The sequence below is a fragment of the Paraburkholderia sediminicola genome (assembly GCF_046026675.1).
Classification (GTDB): Bacteria; Pseudomonadota; Gammaproteobacteria; order Burkholderiales; family Burkholderiaceae; genus Paraburkholderia; species Paraburkholderia sediminicola_F.
Genome location: NZ_JAQQEY010000002.1, coordinates 2,835,424 through 2,853,215, shown reverse-complemented (window position 1 = coordinate 2,853,215; position 17,792 = coordinate 2,835,424). Strand labels below are relative to the sequence as shown.

The 17,792-nt window shown below is 62.1% G+C and carries 19 protein-coding genes and 1 pseudogene; 5 read left to right on the top strand and 15 right to left on the bottom strand.

All coding sequences use genetic code 11. The features are described 5' to 3' along the window. Positions 1-152: 152 nt before the first annotated feature. A complete protein-coding gene (locus tag PQQ86_RS32440) occupies positions 153-1,808 on the top strand; it encodes an aldehyde dehydrogenase (NADP(+)) (protein WP_408276483.1) in 1,656 nt (551 codons plus the stop codon). Positions 1,809-1,905: 97 nt separating this feature from the next. Then, positions 1,906-2,190 (top strand): DUF4148 domain-containing protein, encoded by a 285-nt coding sequence (locus tag PQQ86_RS32435; protein WP_408276479.1) that lies wholly within the window; start codon positions 1,906-1,908, stop codon positions 2,188-2,190. Positions 2,191-2,455: 265 nt separating this feature from the next. Here the strand turns inward: PQQ86_RS32435 and PQQ86_RS32430 are convergent. From PQQ86_RS32430 to PQQ86_RS32380, 11 genes and pseudogenes are all read right to left on the bottom strand, one after another. Continuing rightward, positions 2,456-3,016, bottom strand: a pseudogene (locus PQQ86_RS32430) (IS6 family transposase); the annotation flags it as partial. 149 nt (positions 3,017-3,165) lie between these two features. Then, complete coding sequence (locus PQQ86_RS32425; RefSeq protein ID WP_408276477.1) at positions 3,166-3,459, bottom strand: hypothetical protein; 294 nt, start codon at positions 3,457-3,459, stop codon at positions 3,166-3,168. Between the two features lie 193 nt (positions 3,460-3,652). Then, positions 3,653-4,270, bottom strand: a complete 618-nt coding sequence (locus PQQ86_RS32420; RefSeq protein ID WP_054038865.1) for a hypothetical protein — start codon at positions 4,268-4,270, stop codon at positions 3,653-3,655. Between the two features lie 69 nt (positions 4,271-4,339). Then, positions 4,340-4,957: a hypothetical protein gene (locus tag PQQ86_RS32415; protein ID WP_200566597.1), complete on the bottom strand. Its 618-nt coding sequence runs from the start codon at positions 4,955-4,957 to the stop codon at positions 4,340-4,342. 142 nt (positions 4,958-5,099) lie between these two features. Further along, positions 5,100-5,732 (bottom strand): hypothetical protein, encoded by a 633-nt coding sequence (locus PQQ86_RS32410; RefSeq protein ID WP_408276473.1) that lies wholly within the window; start codon positions 5,730-5,732, stop codon positions 5,100-5,102. Then, a complete protein-coding gene (locus PQQ86_RS32405) occupies positions 5,729-6,271 on the bottom strand; it encodes a hypothetical protein (RefSeq protein ID WP_408276470.1) in 543 nt (180 codons plus the stop codon). The genes PQQ86_RS32410 and PQQ86_RS32405 overlap by 4 nt, the downstream gene beginning before the upstream one ends. Positions 6,272-6,346: 75 nt before the next feature. Further along, complete coding sequence (locus PQQ86_RS32400) at positions 6,347-7,465, bottom strand: extracellular catalytic domain type 2 short-chain-length polyhydroxyalkanoate depolymerase (protein WP_408276468.1); 1,119 nt, start codon at positions 7,463-7,465, stop codon at positions 6,347-6,349. A 184-nt stretch (positions 7,466-7,649) separates the two neighbouring features. Beyond that, complete coding sequence (locus PQQ86_RS32395; RefSeq protein WP_408276466.1) at positions 7,650-8,156, bottom strand: hypothetical protein; 507 nt, start codon at positions 8,154-8,156, stop codon at positions 7,650-7,652. Positions 8,157-8,178: 22 nt separating this feature from the next. After that, positions 8,179-8,625, bottom strand: coding sequence for a lysozyme (locus PQQ86_RS32390; protein WP_408276463.1), 447 nt, complete (start codon positions 8,623-8,625; stop codon positions 8,179-8,181). Continuing rightward, positions 8,618-9,424 (bottom strand): DUF2589 domain-containing protein, encoded by an 807-nt coding sequence (locus PQQ86_RS32385; RefSeq protein ID WP_408276459.1) that lies wholly within the window; start codon positions 9,422-9,424, stop codon positions 8,618-8,620. Before PQQ86_RS32385 ends, PQQ86_RS32390 begins: the two co-directional genes overlap by 8 nt. Positions 9,425-9,455: 31 nt before the next feature. Continuing rightward, a complete protein-coding gene (locus PQQ86_RS32380) occupies positions 9,456-10,112 on the bottom strand; it encodes a DUF2589 domain-containing protein (RefSeq protein WP_408276455.1) in 657 nt (218 codons plus the stop codon). A gap of 274 nt (positions 10,113-10,386) precedes the next feature. On the opposite strand from PQQ86_RS32380, the gene PQQ86_RS32375 reads away from it, so the two are divergent. Then, the gene (locus tag PQQ86_RS32375) at positions 10,387-11,064 is read left to right on the top strand and encodes a response regulator transcription factor (RefSeq protein WP_408276451.1); all 678 of its coding nucleotides are present in this window, start codon (positions 10,387-10,389) and stop codon (positions 11,062-11,064) included. 48 nt (positions 11,065-11,112) lie between these two features. On the opposite strand, the gene PQQ86_RS32370 is transcribed toward PQQ86_RS32375, so the two are convergent. Then, complete coding sequence (locus tag PQQ86_RS32370; protein ID WP_408276448.1) at positions 11,113-11,916, bottom strand: bestrophin-like domain; 804 nt, start codon at positions 11,914-11,916, stop codon at positions 11,113-11,115. A 4-nt stretch (positions 11,917-11,920) separates the two neighbouring features. Further along, complete coding sequence (locus PQQ86_RS32365; protein WP_408276445.1) at positions 11,921-12,979, bottom strand: hypothetical protein; 1,059 nt, start codon at positions 12,977-12,979, stop codon at positions 11,921-11,923. An 80-nt stretch (positions 12,980-13,059) separates the two neighbouring features. Here PQQ86_RS32365 and PQQ86_RS32360 point away from each other — a divergent pair, with 80 nt between their 5' ends. Continuing rightward, positions 13,060-13,230: a hypothetical protein gene (locus tag PQQ86_RS32360; protein WP_408276442.1), complete on the top strand. Its 171-nt coding sequence runs from the start codon at positions 13,060-13,062 to the stop codon at positions 13,228-13,230. Positions 13,231-13,360: 130 nt separating this feature from the next. Here the strand turns inward: PQQ86_RS32360 and PQQ86_RS32355 are convergent, their stop codons facing one another. Both PQQ86_RS32355 and PQQ86_RS32350 read right to left on the bottom strand, forming a co-directional pair. Continuing rightward, positions 13,361-14,821, bottom strand: a complete 1,461-nt coding sequence (locus PQQ86_RS32355) for an amino acid permease (RefSeq protein WP_408276439.1) — start codon at positions 14,819-14,821, stop codon at positions 13,361-13,363. Between the two features lie 235 nt (positions 14,822-15,056). Then, a complete protein-coding gene (locus tag PQQ86_RS32350) occupies positions 15,057-16,349 on the bottom strand; it encodes an aspartate carbamoyltransferase (protein WP_175050202.1) in 1,293 nt (430 codons plus the stop codon). A 408-nt stretch (positions 16,350-16,757) separates the two neighbouring features. Between PQQ86_RS32350 and dapA the strand changes: the two genes are divergently transcribed. After that, positions 16,758-17,684 (top strand): 4-hydroxy-tetrahydrodipicolinate synthase, encoded by a 927-nt coding sequence (gene dapA, locus PQQ86_RS32345; protein WP_408276436.1) that lies wholly within the window; start codon positions 16,758-16,760, stop codon positions 17,682-17,684. Positions 17,685-17,792: the final 108 nt, after the last annotated feature.

Below are 17,792 nucleotides of genomic sequence, written 5' to 3'. Positions count from 1 at the left end.
GCGCCGCTTCGAATCGAAGCTGAGCGCCATCTATTCTCGCGGTATATACGCTCATGCTCGTCGGAATTCTCATTTCGACGAGCTGCCTCGCGCGCCCCCTTTCGCTCTGTTCTGCAAAACCAACTCGATTAAATTCAATCCAGGAAAACAACATGATCCTAACCGGCGAAATGCTCATCGGATTTTCAGCGCTGCGAGGCACCGGGGGTGACAAGCGTGCATTCAATCCCGCCACTAACTCGGATATTGCGGAGCCGGTGTTTGGAATGGGCGGCTCAGAGGAGGTCGAGCGTGCGGTTTCGCTTGCCGCTCAGGCTTTCGACGTCTATCGACACGTCACGCTTGCGAAGCGCGCTGCGTTTATCGAAGCAATCGCCGAGAACATTCTGAAGCTGGGAGACGAACTGATCGAGCGGGCGCACGCGGAGACTGGATTGCCGGTACCGCGTCTGCAGGGCGAGCGGGCACGCACGGTCGGTCAACTGCGCCTGTTCGCGAAGGTCGTGCGAGACGGACACTTTCTCGGTTCGACAATCGACCATGCGCAACCCGAGCGTCAGCCGTTGCCTCGCGTCGACCTGCGTCTGGCAAAAATGCCGCTCGGACCGGTCGCGGTGTTCGGTGCAAGCAACTTTCCACTTGCGTTCTCGGTTGCGGGCGGCGATACCGCATCCGCGCTGGCGGCGGGCGCGCCTGTCATCGTCAAGGCACACGGCGCGCATCTTGGTACGTCGGCGCTTGTCGGCCGCGCTATTCAGAGGGCGGTCAAGGAGCAGGACTTGCCAGAAGGTGTGTTCTCACTTCTATTCGGTGCCGGTCGTAACGTAGGTGAAGCTCTGGTTGGGCATCCTCAGATCAAGGCAGTCGGTTTCACAGGGTCACGTCAAGGGGGACTCGCACTGGTGCGCATCGCAAATGCCCGCCCCGAGCCGATTCCTGTTTATGCCGAAATGAGCAGTATCAACCCCGTGTTCCTGTTTCCGGGTGCGCTCGCGAGCCGCGCCGAAGCGATAGGCAGGGCGTTTGCTGATTCGCTGACAATGGGCGCGGGACAGTTCTGCACAAACCCGGGTCTCGTCGTTGCCATCGATGGACCGGACCTTGATCGGTTCATCGGGGCGGCCGGTAATGCGCTGACTACCAAGCCGGCGCAGACGATGTTGACACCCGGTATTTTCGATGCCTACTGCGAGGGAACGAGAACCGTAGCCAAGGTTCCTGATGTGACGAGGGTGGCTCAGGGTGAGCCGGCAGGCAAGCGTCAGAACTCTGCGCAGGCGGCGCTCTACGTGACCGATGCGCAGCGCCTGCTCACCTCGACAGAGCTTGAGGCGGAGATGTTCGGTCCGGCGTCGGTCGTGATTCGCGCCCGTGATTTTGATGAGCTGCTGAAGGTTGCAGAACACGTTGAAGGGCAACTCACCATCACGCTTCAGATCGATGCGGCGGACCATGCCGATGCGCGACGCCTGTTGCCGGTACTCGAACGCAAGGCGGGTCGCATTCTGGTCAACGGTTTCCCGACCGGCGTGGAGGTGTGTCACGCGATGGTTCACGGCGGCCCGTTCCCTTCTACTTCGAATTCGATGTTCACATCGGTGGGAGCGACGGCGATCGACCGTTTCCTTCGTCCTGTCTGCTATCAGGATCTACCTGACGCATTGCTTCCGGACGTCTTGAAGGAAGCTAACCCATTGGGCCTTTGGCGTCTCGTCGACGGAGAGTTCATCACGCCGACGCAAGCTGTGGGCTGCGTCGACGGACTTCAGTTTGCTACAAAACAACGGACTATGAATCTGCCGATATAGTATTTACCCTAATATTCTGTCCTGCTAAACTGTGCTTGCTATCTGCGCGCGTTTTGCGTGTGGTCCTGAAAAGCAATGCCTGGAGAGGTGGGTCACCATGAAATCGCTGATTAAAGCCGTCGCTGTCACCCTCGTTGTTGCCGCGCCGGTTGCTTCGCTCGCGCAACCGGCCGAGCAGTCCGTTACTCGCGCGCAGGTACGCGCCGATCTCATCCAGGCCGAGCAAGCGGGTTACAACCCGCTCGACTGGGCGGACTACCCTTACGGCGAATTCAAGGCGGCGGAATTTCGTGCAGCGCTGCATAAATCGTCTGCAATCGACACTTCCGGTTATGGTTCGGGCCTGAGCGGCAATTCGCGGTCAGGCGACATTGCCAGATGACGGCCGGCCGATATTCCGGCGAGCGGAGTCGGCGGGTTGAGTAAGCGGGCGGCGCCCCTCGCGACCGCGTACTCAAGAACTTATTCGGCGTCGTGCCAATCGACATGAACCGGGCGTCGACCGCTATTGAGCGGCGGCCGTGTTAAACAACTGCCGCCGGTTGCGCTTCGCTCTGCAAGAACACCACGGACGAAATGACGTCGACTTCGAACTGACCGGTTTGATCGGCGCTGTCACGTTAAAGCGTTCGCGACGCGAGAGCTGAAAGGCTCCGCGTTTGTTCAGAAAGCGGACGGATCTGATGACTGTTTTCTGCCCTGTTGTTCAACCGTGCGCCGGCTTTGACGAAGATGTGCCTGATGTGAGCCAGTTCCGGAATCTCGGCTTTCGCCGCTGGATAGCTGCGCAGCAGGTCGGTCACGATCTTGCGCGGTGCTTCAGCACACGAGGCAAGCACACGCTTGAAAAATCGTTTGGCTGCAGCCTTGTCGCGGCGCCTCTGTAGCAGGATATCGAGTTCGATCCCGTGCTGATCGACAGCGCGCCACAACAAGTAAGGCTCTCCGCGCAACGTCACAAATACTTCGTCAAGGTGCCAGGTCGTGCCGGGCCTGCGACGCACCGCTTTGACATGGTTTGCGAAACACGCACCAAACTTATCGCACCAGCGTCGGATCGTTTCGTAACTGACGATAACCCCGCGCTCGGACAGCAGTTCTTCGATATCACGCAGGCTGAGTTGAAACCTGAAATACCAGCGCACAGCACAACTGATGACCGCCGGCGGAAAGCGATGACCGTGGTAGAGCGACTTTGCATTCTTCATCACGCGATCTTACCCGACCATCCCAGCAACGTGACAGCGCCCTGCGGCGGCATAAAAAAGCGGCCTTGCTGATTCACAGCAAGGCCGCTTTGCATCGGCAAATCGAAATCAATCGACGGTCAATCGATGCCGCGAATCACCGCGTTGTTCTAGTCCTCGCCGAGCGGTCCGGCGACGACGACTCCATAGTAATGACCGGCCGACGATTTGAAGATCCAGTGGGTGGTGCCCGACACGTCATTCGCCTGCTCATCGTCTTCCAGGTTGTAAAGACGAACAACGAGATGGCCGCCAAGCAGGTAGACGTCCGGGTTGTTGTTGCCATTCAGAAGCCCTTTGCGGATCCAGAAGGTGATGCCTTTCTGCTTCTGCTGGTGGTACTCGCTGACTAACGAGTCCTTCGCCTTCTTTGGTTTTTCAGTTTCGGTTCCGTGAAGCGGCATGATGCATCTCCCTTAAAGGTTGCTGTTGCGAATCATGAGCAGGACAAGAGCAGGGCCGGAAATATCCATTACGTCGATCGATTCCGGGCTTTTTGCGTCGGACCAGGATTGTCTGCACTACCAAAGGTAGCGCCTGGTGACTCACGATCAAATGGGCGAAAAGTCACATGCGAGGTAATGGGCCGAGGCGCTTTCAGCCCATCACGATATTCGCCAGCTTGAACTGATACGGCACCGCTGTGGTCCCGCCGCCACCGCCCGTCATCACGATGTCGCAGCGCGCAATGCCGAGCAGCGACAACTCGGTGTTGATGTCGGAGATCACGGCGGAATTCATCACCTTGCCTTGCTCGATCTGCGAGGCGGTACCGATCCAGAGCGTCGGCTTGAACTCGAACACGGCCTTCTGCCCCGGCACGATGCCGGTCTTCTTCGCGAGCAGCCGGTTGTCCTTGAACACGCCGGCGCTGATGGCGCCCGTGCGCAGATCGTTGCGCAACTGGATCTCGCGCGAGCTCGACGACGCGCCGGCGATAGCCAGCACGTTGCCGGATGCCGCGCGGCTCACGCTGAACATCTGGCCGTTCTGCGCGACTTTTTGCGGCATGTAGTTACCGTCCGAGTCGCTGGCAGTAACCGTGGTGAGCAGCGGAAAGACGAACGGGTGATTGTCGCCGCGCCCGCAGTTGCTGATGACCTTCCAGGCAACGGCGAGCTCGTCGAAATCCGTCGAGACGTTTTTCTGAAAGATCACGATCTGACTGTTGTTGACGTCGTTGGAGAGGTTGATGAAGTTGAGTTTGATGTCCATGGCGAACCTTTTCCTGGTGGAGTGAAGCGGCGTCGAATGGCGAATCTTCCGACGCCGAACGCGTGTCCGTTACGCCATCACGACGTGTTCGAGCCGGAAGGTGAACGGCAACGAGCGCGGGCCGGGACCGCCGCCCGTCATCACGATGTCGGCGCTGGCAATGCCGAGCAGCGAAAGCTCCGTGTTGATGTCGGAGATGACGGCCGAATTCAGCAACGCGCCCTGTTCGATCTGCGACGCGACACCGATCCACAGAGTCGGCTTGAACTGGAACACGGCCTTTTGCCCCGGCGCGATCGATGTTTTGGTCGCAAGCGGACTGCCGTCCTTGTAAATGGTCGCGTTCGTGGCGCCGTTCGGCAGATCGTTACGGACCTGGACTTCCGAGCTGTTACCCGGATCCGTCCCGAGCGTGAGCACGTCGCCCGATGTCGAGCGGACGATCTGGAAGACCTGTCCGTTGGTCGCGGTTTGCTGCGGCATGTAGTTGCCGTAGCTGTCGCTCGCGCTGACGCTCATCGTCATTGGAAACTTGAACGGATGATTGTCGCCCTGGCCGCAATTGCGGATCACTTTCCACGCGATCGCCAGTTCGTCGAAATCCGTCGCGACGTTTTTCTGGAAAATCACGATGTTCGAATTGTTAGCGTCGTTCGAACGGTTGACGAAGTTCAGTTGAATATCCACTTGCCTGCTCCTTGAGGTTGAAATACGGCAATCGGTTTGCCGCGCACCTTGCCACCGGCCTGCCGGTTGGACGGGCCGTCAAACGAAAGAAGAGGTGAGACGCCGTATGTGGGCGTCGTGCCGGCTCGAGCCGCTAAAGACGCTATAGATGCACGACGTTTTCGAACGTGAAAGCTAAGGGCTGCGCGTCGACGCCGCTGCCGCCGCCTGTCATCACGATGTCGCCCGCAGCAATGCCGGCGAGCGGCAGCATCGTGTTGTCACTCGACAGCACAGCGGAACTGAGCGCGTGTCCTTCCTCGATCTGCGAGGCCACGCCAATCCACAGCGCCGGCGTGAAGCGGAAAACGGCCTTCTGCGCCGGCGCCACCGCCTGCTTGGCGGCAATCAGCTTGCCGGCGTTGAAGGCGTTGACGTTGACCGCGCCGCGCGACATCCGGTTAGCGACCTGGATTTCCGGACCGCCGTCCGTGCCGCCCGCCTGCGCCGGTTCGGCGGTGAGCCGGGCGCGCCCGGTCGGATGAACTCCGATGACGAAACGTTCGCCGTGCTGCGCGCTCATGCGCGGCGAGTAGTTGCCGTGCTCGTCGCCGAGCGCGATCTCGATCTCCGTCGAATAGACGAACGGATGGATGCAATCCCGGCCGCAGAAGCGAATCACCTTCCATGCGATCGCGAGCTCGTCGAAATCGGGAATCACGTTGCGCTGGAACAGCACGACTTCGCTGTTGCCGCAGTCATTCGAGCGGTTGACGAACCGAAGATTGACGTTCATTTCGCGGGCTCCGCGTCGTCGTCCGAGAGATGCTTCTCGATCCACTGCGTGATGGCGGGCGACACGCTGCCGGCGACCGACGACGTATGCAGCGCTTGCGCCCGGCTCTGCGCCTGCATGTCGTTCGCGAAGCGGCCGAGGGCCATCGCGGCATCCGTGGCGTTGCGGCTGCGGGACAGGTCGTCGAGATACTGGGCGGCCGCATCGGTAAGCGCACCGGTGTGCTGCACGTGACCTTGGGCGATGCGCGTCGCGAGGTCGGCATTGATCGCGGCCAATTCCTTGATCGCGGAAGCAGCGCCCGGCAGCGCGAGACGGTCGCGCTGCTCACGCCAGCCGGCGTCGAATGCCGATTGCGCTGCACTTGTGTACTGCTGGGTGCTCTGCAGGGCGGTGCGGACGAAGGCGCGCCACGCACGGACATCCGTCGTGGCGCCAGGCAGTCCCGCCGGGTTGGCCGACTGAGCCACGAGCTTGCTGAATAACTGGAAGGCGGCGAGATTGGCGTTTTCCCACTGTGTGATGAGGGTCGAGAGCATGACGGATCCTTGATCGGTTCGGTTTCGGTTTCGGGTTCGGTTTCGATGAGCGATGAGCGATGACAATCACCGCATTCACTGACGTGCGCCGCCCAGGCGCTCGATCATCTTCATTACGGCGGCCATTTGCGGCGCTTCGCGGGTATTGAAGTTGGGATGGTCAGGGTCCGGGCTCGTGTAGCCCCAGAAGTCCCAGCATCCGAGCGGATTGACGGCCGATTTCGCAGCCTGCGGGTAGAGCACGATCAGGCGGTTGGTGTCGGCGATCTCGTTGTAGCCGGCGCCGCGCACGAATCGTTGGCCGACGGCGTCGGCGTTCTGCACGCAACCGTGGAACGCGACATGCACGGCGCACGCCGCATGCAGGCAATCAGCCGGCACGTACACGTAGGCCATGTCGGCGAGCGAGGCGCGGCGGTCGGGATCGAACTCCCGTTGGTCGAAGCTCTGCAACTGGCCGCTTGCCTGCGTCGCGGGTGCATTCAACGGCGCATTGGGTTTCGCGTAGATCCAACGCAGCATCTCGTGCGATTGCTCGAAGCCGCAGTTGTTGATGTACGGGCTCTGGTTCGCATCGCAGGGTGAGTCTTCCGGGCGGTTCGTGATCAGTGCATGGCCGGCGTCCGGATGGCGTTGATACTCGATGCTGGCTGCCGGCACTTGAGCCAGTTCATAGAAACGCTCGGCCTGATCGACCACGCGAGTCGCGACGACGGTATCCTTCGCGCCGCTGAAGAGATAAATGCGTTGCTCGCGAAGATTGGCCGGGTCGTCGATCTGGTCGGCTTTCGCAAAGCGTTGCGCGGCATGCCATGCGCCTTCCGCAGTCGGCGCCGCGCCTGCCGGCTGCATGCACAGCGTGACCGCCGCCACGGCAGGCGCGATAAAGGCCGACTCTCCGGCGCAATCGAACGCGCCACCGGCCACGATGCCCGCGCCGATCAGACGGCTCGACCAGGCGACGTCGAACTGGGCCGCCATGAAAGCGCCGGACGACAGGCCGGAGACGGACGTGTGTTGCAGATCAGCGCCGAGCGGGGGCAGCGGCGCGAGGTCCGCGGCGTTTGCGCACGAGACGGTCGCGGCGATCAGCACAACCACGCTGAACCGCGCGCGCAGGACGTCGTGCCAGGATCTGCGTGGGTGCCTATCAAGTTCGGATAACGAATTGTTATGGATGGCTGCCGAATTCATGCCATTACTCCTGTTGGGTGTGTGTTCGATGAGTGTTCGGGTCTACGTCTCACGCATGCGTTGCTTGTGTCTCACTACCCTTGCAGAGTAGATGCGCGGCGTGTTCGCATGAATAGGGCGGAAGACTGGTACGGCGACATAGGACGGATGGCCTGGGCCGCACCCGCCGTGCGTTGCCGGGTTGTCACGGCGCGCCGCCGGGTGCGCACGGTACCAGCGGTATCGAGACGCTACGGTCGGCCGTAGTGATGGCTAGAGGCCGGTTCGACGGCGTGTAGCGCAACCTGTGGATGCCGCGCGGCCCAAAGCCGCTGTCGATGTCGGCCAGCAGGTCGGCGCCGTCCGGAATGCCGGCGAGACTGCGGCCGCTCATCATCGCGGGCCGGCGCTGCGGGTCGTCCCAGTTGGCGCTGTCCGCGGATGCGTAGAAGGTGGGTAGCACGCCGAGCCGGTAAAGGCTGTCGAGCGTGCGCACAAGCCGCTCGCCGCAGCGCTCGCATAGCGCCGGCTGGTGCGCGATCTGCAAGGCCTGACTGATGCGCACGACTTCCGCTTCGCAGGTGAGCGCCGGCGTTGGCTGTTGGGCATGCGTATCAGCGACGGAATAGAGGACGATGGTGGCGGCTGCGATTGCGCAAACAACACGCGAGTTAAGCCCGAGACCCGGCCGGGCGTGATGGTTCGAAATCATCGGGAAGCCTCCTGTCAGGACACTAGGAAAGAAAGAGCTTGCGTTCGGCCTGGCGGCGGCGCGTCAGTCCCGCGAGCGGTTTGCCGCCCGCTTTGTTCCAGACGAGGAACTGGTCGGCGGCATGACTGCTTGCGCCCGCGTTCAGATAGCGCAGCAGCGTTGAAGAACGCAGCCGCCTCGCGCCGAGGTTGAAGACGAACGACATCAAGGCGTCGAATTGCTGCTGCGTGACCGCGACGCGTACCAGCTTGCGCAGCGCGAGTTCGGCGCTGCGCAAGTCGCGCCTCAGAAGCGCCAGCGCCTCGGACTCCGAGAGCGGACGGTTGAAGCTTTCGTGCGGCAGAATCAGATGCCCATAGCCGATCGTCGGTTTGCCGACGGCGTCGAGATAGCGGGTCAGGCGTAACCCCTCGAACTGTTTGATCAGGTCGATACCTTGCGTGCCGGTGCACGTGGGTTGCTCAGGCATGGCGTTTCTCCTCGTCGTCGTGCCGTGCGCGCGGTACGAGGCGGTGGGTGTATTCGTCGATCACGCGCATGATCGCTTCGGGCGGGTCGAGCGCCACAAACTGCATTTCGATGTCGATGTGCTGACTGTCGCGCTGCGCTTGCTCGCCCTGGGCGTTCGGGCGTGCCGACGGCGGCGCGAGCGTCACGAAGAAACGGCCGCGCTGATCGCCGCCCGCCAATCCGCCTGCCGGCAGCGTTTCGGTGAAGTCCGCGCGCACCGTCAGATGCACGACCATCCTGTCGAGCGCCAGTCCGCGCGGCGTCGCCAGCGCGACTAGCGGCACCGGCATCGTGTGCTCCGCGTCGAGCGCGACGTCGACCGCACGTGGCGTGAGCAGGCCGTCCTCGTCCTGGTCGAAGAACTGGTCGAGCACGGTGGTGTACTGAAGCGAGAGCAACTGATTCGCGGCGGCTGCCGCATGTTGCATGCCGCGCGTGATGTCGTCGAGCGCGAGACCGCGCGGCGGCGGCGGTGGACCGTTCGCGCTCGACGGCGGCGCACCGCCGGACGGTGGAGTGCCGGGCGGCACGTTTCCGCCGCTGCCGCTCGCCATGTCGGCGTCGCCTGCCGCCGCCGAGGCGGGCGGCGCAGCTTGTGCGGCCACCGGCGGCTCGCGCGTGTCGAGCGCGGCGGCCGGTTTGCTATCGCTAGCATCCTGCGAGGCCGTGCGCTTTGAGACGTCGTCGTGCGGTACGCCTTCGGCCGGCGTGCCGTGTGAACCCGGCACGCCGCGGCGCCGCTTGAAGAAGTTGAACATGGTATCCGTCCGCCGTCAGTGGCCGCTGTGCTTACTGATGGACAGGCTGCTGGCCGCTCGCCTGCGCGCTTTCGCCGACCAGCTTGCCGTCTGTCGGTGTAGCCGGCAGCGGCTTGACGTCTTTCGCCTTGTCTTCGGTCACGACCGGTTTGGTGGCGGCGTCCGTCAGGAAGTCGATGACACGCATCAGCGCTTCCGGCGGAGGCTGCCGCTTGATCTGCGTGTGGATCGAATACTTGGCTCGCGTATCGGTGCTGCGGGTTTGCTCCGACTTGTGCGAGACGCGTCCCGAGATGCTCACGCTGACCGGACCCCAGCCAAACTTCGCCTGGAATTCGCCGCTTGCATCTGTGGACTCCGACGACTTCTCCGACTGCGTGATTTCCATCTCGAAGTCGATCGTGCCTTCTTCGATCGCGATGATGGGATGAACGATCGCGGCCAGCAGCGGAATGCGCATGGTCTTCTGCACCACGCCTTTCGATACGCCGCTCTCGTCGACCAGTGTTTCGTCGTAGTCGAACTGCACGGCGACTGCCTTGCCGTTCTGAATGCACACCTGCATCAGAAAATCGGCATAACTTTTCGCCGCCTGGGTTTGCGCTGAAATCATTGCTTTCAGTGGACCGGCGATCATTTGGTCCATTGGTAAGGCATTAATGACAGAGCCGATGAAATTGGCATCCATACAGACCTCCATGGTGAATTTGTGACAGTGCGAATACACTGTCTCTATTCAAATTACATAAATCGGAGAAATCTGTGGAGAGGCCATCCGTCATGCATGACGACAGGGGCGGGCGACATATTAATTCTGAAAGAAATGGAGTGCCTTTTGCATTAGAACGTTTTTCACGGATCGACGGAACTAGTGCGTCATTTTCAAAAGAGCGGTAAAAGCGAGCCGAAGAGACGCAAATAACGTGAACCCGAGCGTCTCGCTACCGAGGGGATACGCTTAAATGAACGTTCTGATGATCGATAGTCCGCCGCTATTTGTGGCAGGGGTAGCCGATGTCTTATGGAGACGGGACAGCAGTTGCCAGGTGTGGTCGGCCCAGCGTCCTGAAGACATCTACCGCATCCGGGAAGGCCTGTCGCCGGGAACGGTCGGCGCGGTCACCCTTGAATGGGATGAGCGTGCCGCGCGGATGGGTTGGCCGAAGGTGCTGCAGGACGCCCTGGGGACGGTGCCGTGGCTATTCGTGGTGCGCACGGTGTGCCGTCAGGCGATCGCCGATGCGCTGATGGCCGGCGCCTCGGGCATCGTCGAGCGTCATGCGAGCGCGGACGAATTCGCCGATGCGCTCTGCCGCGTCGCCTCGGGCGCGATCTATGTTCCACCCACTTATGGCCTTGGCGCCGAACTGGGACCAGCTCAGGCGCAGTTCAGCGATCGTGCGTTCGAGCGCCTGACGCCGCGGCAGCGCGAGGTGTTGCGTCTGCTGGCCGAAGGGAAGTCGAACAAGCAGATCTGCCGGGTGCTCAACGTCGCGGAAGGGACCATCAAGAACCACCTGTACGCACTTTTTCGGCAGATCGGCGTCAGTAATCGCACGGAGGCGGCGCTGTGGCTTGCGCGTCACGTGACACCTGAAAACGTGCACGGTCAGACGCTCTTATGCGTCACGCATGAGTAAATGCCACGCTTACATCCGGCCCGGGGCAGGGGCCGTATGTAAGACCGGCTAGGCCGGCGCAGCCTGATGTCCGACGTCTTCACCGGCAAGGGTGTCGATGGCGTGCTGCATGGGCGCCGGACTCACGCTGACTTCGCCGGCGAACGGCCGGTCGACGGCCAGCACGAAAAAGAACGCGAGCCCGAGCGTCGTTGCCCAGATGGTCACGAGCCCAAGATGAAAGCGGGTCACGGGCAGCACGTACAGCAGCACCAGCGAGAGCGCGCTTGCGATCAGCATGACTCCCCATAACGTCACCGGCATGGCGACATCGAGTGCCTGCAGCCGATGCTCCCGAAGCTTGGTCATCTCATTCACGCGGGCGAGCACTTCGGTCAGGAGCGCCCGCTCGCGATCGTCCGACGGCACGATCCGGTTGGTCGTCGCGAACATCTTGTCGAACGCGGCCTGAGTCCCGGCATCCGCGCGGGCGTACTGCTGCATTTGCGGCCATTCGTCCCGAACGACATGTTCGATATAGACGATCAGTTCTTGCCGGGCGGTGAGTGCATCCGGCTTGCCGAACGATGCGAGATCGTGAGCGAGTTCGGTGGCGCACGCGGCCTCGGATGAGACCGTGCCAGCCGCGGCGTCGTAGGTGCCCCAGACCGTGATGGCGGCGAACGCGACCAGCAGCGAATTGATGGTGGTCACCGCGGACATCATCGCCACTGTCATGCCGCGCTGTTCGGCATCGAGTTGAACCGGGAAGCAGCGGCGAAACAGCAGATAGCCGCCCAAGGCCGCGGCGAGCGTCGCGCCGACAATCAGCGCACCCATCAAGGCGGCCGGCATGTTGTAGAGGAAGAGCATCGTGTCACTCCGGGTCGTTTGGAACGGGGGTAACGGACAGCCGGGCCGGCTCGCCTGCGAGCATCGCGCGGGTGAGATCCGCGAGGCGTCGGCGTACGGTGTCGCCGGCATCCGGATGATCGAGCGACTGCTGAAGATCGAGCAGGCTCGCGGCGATCTCACTCTGCCATTGCGTGCGTTCGCTCACGGCCTGGGCGCGGCGTGTCTGCTGTGCGGCGTCCGCGTCGGACGAGCGATCGCCGCGTACGAGCGTGTCGAGCGTGTCGACGAGCCTTTGCAGCAGACGGTGTACGGCAGTTGCCGAGAAGCCGCCGAGCATTGAGAGGGCGGGCTTGCCGAAGCTGTGCATGCTGCCCTGATCGAACAGGCGCGACGGCAGCATCTCGACGAGGATCAACCCGGCAATGAGGCCGAGAATCAGGCGCGCGCCGTAGGATGCGTCGTACTTCGGGTCGTACGTCGAGGCGGCGATGTAACGATGTGCCTGAAACAGCGTCGCGAACGATGCGCCGAGTCCCGCGCAAAAGAGCAGGAACAGCGCATTCCACAACAGCTGCGTGCCGTGTGAATCGAGGAAGCCGCGCTCGACGTTGTCGGCGGAGACGTCGGGAGAAAGCCCGGTTGCGACCACGGCGATCAGAAACGCAATCGCCGCGACCGTCAGCAGCCTGATCAGCGGCACCGGACCGAGCCACGCGAACGGGCGGCCGAGACGGTGCTGCGCATCGAGCAGCGTGACGGCTTGTGGTGTGGCCGGCGCGATGAGCGCGGCGAGTTTTCGGTGGATCGATGCAAGCGAGTGCTGCGAGGTGCCGGCGTAACGAGGCGCGTCGCCGGCAGTGCCGGGAGGCGGGTTGACAGGCGCCGTGCCGTCGATCAGTGCGCTAAGTAACGCGATGGTTTCGGGCGCGACTGGCAGACCGTGATGCAACGCGTAGCGCGCCATCGCTTCGCATTCGTCACGCAATTGGGCCAGCAGCGCGCCGGGCGATGCGCCGTCAGGAAGGGGATGGCCCCGTGTGGCACGCAGCCGGAACCGATTGGAAAAATGGTCGGTGCCCATTTCAACCCCCCGGTTCGTTGTGGTGGCCGATTGCTGAGCGTGCGGCGCGGCAGGCTCGAGTCAGGAAGCGTCGCAAAGTCATGATGAATGTCCTGCTGTGGAAGAGTGCCGGCGTGCGCGGGGAACGATATGTTCTCCCGAACAAGGCGGCTTGCCCGGATGCGATAGACGGCGATGTCACTTTGCGTTTTTCGCGCGCTGCGGACAATCCAGCAGAAGTCACGGATGACGGGGTGACGAAGCGCCCGTGACGGGCGTTCGAGCGACGGCGGAAAAAAAGCGGCCTTGCTGGTTCTCAGCAAGGCCGCTTTACATTGGCAAATCGTGATCAGTCGTTCGGTCGTTCAATCGATGCCGTGAAATACCGCATCGTCGGTAATATCAGTCGCGCGGCCGCTCCGGATGGCGAAGGCGCGAATGACTGCGACCGTAGATCCCGTAGATGACGAGCCCGATCACGAGCCAGACGACGAGCCGTAACCACGTGACGAGCGGCAGCCCGGTCATCAGCAGCAGGCAAAACAGGATCCCGAGGATCGGGATCACCGGCACGCCCGGCACGCGGAACGGCCTCGTGGCGGCTGCGTCGCTGCGGCGTAAATAGATCACGGCGCCGCAGACGAGAATGAAGGCGAACAGAGTGCCGATGCTGACCATCTCGCCTAACACGTTGATCGGTGTGAACGCCGCCACAACCGCGACGATGGCGCCGATCATGATCTGGCTCAGATGAGGTGTTTGCAGACGCGGATGGACTCGCGCGAACAGGTGCGGCAGGAGGCCGTCCTGCGACATCGTGAAGAAGATGCGGCTCTGACCATACAGCAGCACGAGTATCACTGTTGTCAAGCCGGTCAGCGCACCGATCTTGATGAGCACGGAAAACCATGTGACGCCGATCGCATCGACACCTTTCGCGATCGGATCCGGGACGTTGAGTTCGGCATACGGCACGAGTCCGGTCAGTACGCCGGCGACCGCAATGTAGAGTATCGTGCAGACCACCAGCGAGCCAAGAATGCCGATCGGCATGTCGATCTGCGGCTTGCGTGCTTCCTGGGCCGCGGTGGATACCGCATCGAAGCCGATGAAAGCGAAGAAGACGACGGCCGATCCCCGAAGAATGCCGCTCGCGCCGAAATTGCCGAATTCGCCGGTATTCTGCGGAATGAACGGATGCCAGTTGGCCGGATGCACAAAAAAGGCGCCAATGACGATGAACGCCAACACCACGGTCAGTTTGATTGCAACCATGATGTTATTGAGCCGCGCCGACTCCTTGGTGCCGAGCACGAGCATGGTGGTCAGCACGGCGATAATGAAGACCGCCGGCAAGTTGACGATACCGGCGACCGTGCTGCCATCGGCGAGCGTCACCGTGGTGCCGGGTGCAGCCGCCATGGTGGGCGGAATGTTGATCCCGACGTTGTGCAACAGGCTCACGATGTAGCCTGACCAGCCAACCGCAACGGTCGCCGCGCCCATCGCATACTCGAGGATCAGATCCCAGCCGATGATCCACGCGAACAATTCGCCGAGCGTGGCGTAGGTGTAGGTATAACTGCTGCCGCAGACCGGCAGCATGGCAGCCAGTTCGGAGTAGCAGAGTCCGACAAAGGCGCAGGCAATCCCGCCGAGGACAAACGAAAGAATGATGCTCGGCCCCGCGTAATGGGCCGCGGCCGTGCCGGTCAGAACAAAGATGCCGGCGCCGATGATCGCGCCGATACCCATCGCCGTAATGCTGAGCGCGCCCAGCGACTTCGACAGGTGTGCACCGCCCTCCGCACTTGCGACAATATCCGCGACGGATTTGCGCGCCATATAACTCGTGTCAGCCATGATGAGTCGTCCTGTTCGTATGTGGGTGAATCCGGGATCGAATCGATCCGTGACGCACTGCAATAAGCGACTTCTTTAAAGGCGACTGACACTGTTGATGTTGCGGTTGAGGGGGAAACTAACGAATTCAGTCTAGTCCGGATTTAATCGGCTGTGTACTGAAGATGGAGGTTGCAGCTGCCGAAATGGCCTTGCGGGTGATCTGCAAGGCCATCTTTTCAATCTCGAATCCTGATCAATCGATGCCGTGAAACACCGCATCGTCCGGACCAAGATAAACGGGCGGGCGCCACGCGGCGTCGCGCATCGAATGCTGGACCAGTTTTTCGACACCCAGCAGCACCGCGAAAATCGCCATCCGCACCGGGATGCCGTTGTCGGTCTGGCGGAAAATCGCTAGACGCGAATCGTGATTCAGATCGACGCTCAGATCGTTCGCGCCCGGCCGGCTGTCGCGCGGCAGCGGGTGCATGATCAGCGTGTCGGCGCCGCACACGCTGTCCATCAGCGCCTGATTGATCTGGAAGTCCGGCGTATAGCCTTCGAAGGATTCGTCGGTGAAGCGCTCTTTCTGGATGCGTGTGGCGTACACCACGTCGGCGCCGCGCAGCCCGGCGGGCAGATCGTGAGTCTGCTCGATCACGTGGTCGTTGCGCGAAATCTGCTCGATGATGTAGCTCGGCATTTCGAGCATGGGCGGCGAGATCAGCGTGAACTTGATGCCGCGATACAGCGCCAGCAGCTTGACCAGCGAATGCACTGTGCGGCCATATTTCAGGTCGCCGACCAGCGCAATATGCGCCCCGTCGACGATCTTGCCGAGCCGCGAGAACTCACGCTGGATCGTGTACAGGTCGAGCAGCGCCTGGCTCGGATGCTCGCCCGGACCATCGCCGCCGTTGATCACCGGCACGTTGGTGGCGCGCGCGAATTCGGCCACCGAGCCTTGCTCTGGATGGCGGATCACCAGCGCATCCACATAGCCGCTCATCACGCGGCTGGTGTCGTAGATCGACTCGCCCTTGGCCATCGACGAAAACGTGAAGCCGGTGGTGTCGCACACCGAACCGCCGAGCCGGCAGAATGCCGCGCCGAAGCTCACCCGGGTTCGCGTGCTGGCTTCGAAAAACAGATTGCCGAGCACCGCACCTTCGAGCACGCGGGAGATTTTCCGGCGCCGCGCGATCGGCTGCATGATGTCGGCGACGCGAAACAGCGCCTCGACCGAGTCGCGCGAGAACTGATCGACCGACAGTAGTTGCGGCTTGCCCTCGAACAGCATCTGGCTTGCCAGCGACTGTGAGTCTACGCTTTGCGTATAGTTCTCACCCGGCTCGCCATGCACTACGATTTCCGACACGAAACGCTCCACGATCTCCGGCATGGCCCGCGATTCCTGCGAATCGTCCGGCAGCAACCACGTGTCGAGCGCCCGGCGTGACACGCCAATACGGCTTGCGAAGGTCTCGCGGGTCATGTTCATGCGACGCATCGCGTCGCGCAGGAAAGCTTGTTGTGGGACGCTCATGCGGGCACCTGTCGGGAAAGGGCTGCGTACCGGCTATGTACGCGGTGCGTATATTAGTTTCCCTGTCGCAGAAGTCAAGCAATTTTGCGAGTTTGGCAAACCTGTTTGCCAACCTGCTTTGCAAACTCGCCCCGGACGCGGTTACACTGCGTTTCATGCATCCCGGCCAAACGCTCCGACTCCGTCCGTCAACCACCGCACGTCTCGCTTTTGCGAGCGTCGTGGTCGCACGCGCGGGTTTCCCGAGCGTTAGCGCCAAAGCCAAAAAACAGCCGCTCATCTGACCGGAGCTGCTGTTCCGTCAGATGTGCGACGGAACAGCCGGTCAACGCCCGCCTGCGGCATTCCCTGTTTTTCCTCCCTCGCACCGCTGATCGGAATCGATACGGTCGTCATCGAGGTAAAGACATGTCTATTTTTTCGGGTATCTGGGTTCCGCTCATCACGCCGTTCGCCGACGGCGAAGTGGATCACGCCGCGCTGCGCGCGCTGGTGCGCCGCTATGCCGATGCGGGCATCGCCGGGCTGGTCGCGCTCGGCACCACTGGCGAGCCGGCCGCGCTCGACGCCGCCGAACAGGACGCCGTGCTGGCGACGATTCTCGACGAAGCGCGAGCCGCCGCTCACAGCGCTCACGGGGCAGACGCACCCGCGCTGCCGGTGCTGGTCGGCGTGTCGGGGAATCACACGGCGAGCATGAAGGAACGCATCGAGCAACTGAACGCACTGCCGATCGCCGGTGTACTGATGGCCGCGCCGTACTACATCCGGCCTTCGCAAGCGGGCATCGTCGGGCATTTCATGGCGCTCGCCGATGCGAGCGACAAGCCTGTCGTGCTGTACGACATTCCTTATCGAACCGCCGTGCGGCTCGAACTCGACACGCTGCTGACGCTCGCCGCGCATCCGCGGATTCAGGCGGTGAAGGATTGCGCCGGTTCGCTCGACACCACGCTCGCGCTGATTCGCGATGGGCGCTTGCAGGTGCTGACCGGGGAAGATATCAACATTTTCAACACCTTGTGTCTGGGTGGGAGCGGGGCGATCGCGGCCTCGGCGCATCTGCGGCCGGAACGGTTCGTCGCGCTGTATCGTGCGCTGTCAGCAGGACGGCTTGACGAAGGACGGCGTATTTTTCATGAGATCGCGCCGCTGATCCAGGCGCTGTTCGCCGAGCCGAATCCTGCGCCGGTGAAGGCCCTGCTCGCCGCGCAAGGCCTGATACGCGATGAGTTGCGTATGCCGATGACGCGTGCCAGTGATGCACTGGTTGCGCGGCTCGGGGAACTGGAAGGACTCGATCGGCGAGGGCACGCGGCGGCGTTGTCGGCTTGAGTGCGGATCCGCTTGCGGCTCTTCGCTGCCATCTGTATTTGAGATGATGGTTCGTGATGCCAGGCGATAATCGGCGCCCTTTGTCCACTATCGCCGCCGGCATGTTGT

Bases quoted from the DNA above. Each gene is read 5' to 3' on its own strand.
- PQQ86_RS32440 (WP_408276483.1), top strand. From the start codon at position 153: ATGATCCTAACCGGCGAAATGCTCATCGGATTTTCAGCGCTGCGAGGC.
- PQQ86_RS32435 (WP_408276479.1), top strand. From the start codon at position 1,906: ATGAAATCGCTGATTAAAGCCGTCGCTGTCACCCTCGTTGTTGCCGCG.
- PQQ86_RS32425 (WP_408276477.1), bottom strand. From the start codon at position 3,459: ATGCCGCTTCACGGAACCGAAACTGAAAAACCAAAGAAGGCGAAGGAC.
- PQQ86_RS32420 (WP_054038865.1), bottom strand. From the start codon at position 4,270: ATGGACATCAAACTCAACTTCATCAACCTCTCCAACGACGTCAACAAC.
- PQQ86_RS32410 (WP_408276473.1), bottom strand. From the start codon at position 5,732: ATGAACGTCAATCTTCGGTTCGTCAACCGCTCGAATGACTGCGGCAAC.
- PQQ86_RS32405 (WP_408276470.1), bottom strand. From the start codon at position 6,271: ATGCTCTCGACCCTCATCACACAGTGGGAAAACGCCAATCTCGCCGCC.
- PQQ86_RS32400 (WP_408276468.1), bottom strand. From the start codon at position 7,465: ATGAATTCGGCAGCCATCCATAACAATTCGTTATCCGAACTTGATAGG.
- PQQ86_RS32395 (WP_408276466.1), bottom strand. From the start codon at position 8,156: ATGATTTCGAACCATCACGCCCGGCCGGGTCTCGGGCTTAACTCGCGT.
- PQQ86_RS32390 (WP_408276463.1), bottom strand. From the start codon at position 8,625: ATGCCTGAGCAACCCACGTGCACCGGCACGCAAGGTATCGACCTGATC.
- PQQ86_RS32385 (WP_408276459.1), bottom strand. From the start codon at position 9,424: ATGTTCAACTTCTTCAAGCGGCGCCGCGGCGTGCCGGGTTCACACGGC.
- PQQ86_RS32380 (WP_408276455.1), bottom strand. From the start codon at position 10,112: ATGGATGCCAATTTCATCGGCTCTGTCATTAATGCCTTACCAATGGAC.
- PQQ86_RS32375 (WP_408276451.1), top strand. From the start codon at position 10,387: ATGAACGTTCTGATGATCGATAGTCCGCCGCTATTTGTGGCAGGGGTA.
- PQQ86_RS32370 (WP_408276448.1), bottom strand. From the start codon at position 11,916: ATGCTCTTCCTCTACAACATGCCGGCCGCCTTGATGGGTGCGCTGATT.
- PQQ86_RS32365 (WP_408276445.1), bottom strand. From the start codon at position 12,979: ATGGGCACCGACCATTTTTCCAATCGGTTCCGGCTGCGTGCCACACGG.
- PQQ86_RS32360 (WP_408276442.1), top strand. From the start codon at position 13,060: ATGATGAATGTCCTGCTGTGGAAGAGTGCCGGCGTGCGCGGGGAACGA.
- PQQ86_RS32355 (WP_408276439.1), bottom strand. From the start codon at position 14,821: ATGGCTGACACGAGTTATATGGCGCGCAAATCCGTCGCGGATATTGTC.
- PQQ86_RS32350 (WP_175050202.1), bottom strand. From the start codon at position 16,349: ATGAGCGTCCCACAACAAGCTTTCCTGCGCGACGCGATGCGTCGCATG.
- dapA (WP_408276436.1), top strand. From the start codon at position 16,758: ATGTCTATTTTTTCGGGTATCTGGGTTCCGCTCATCACGCCGTTCGCC.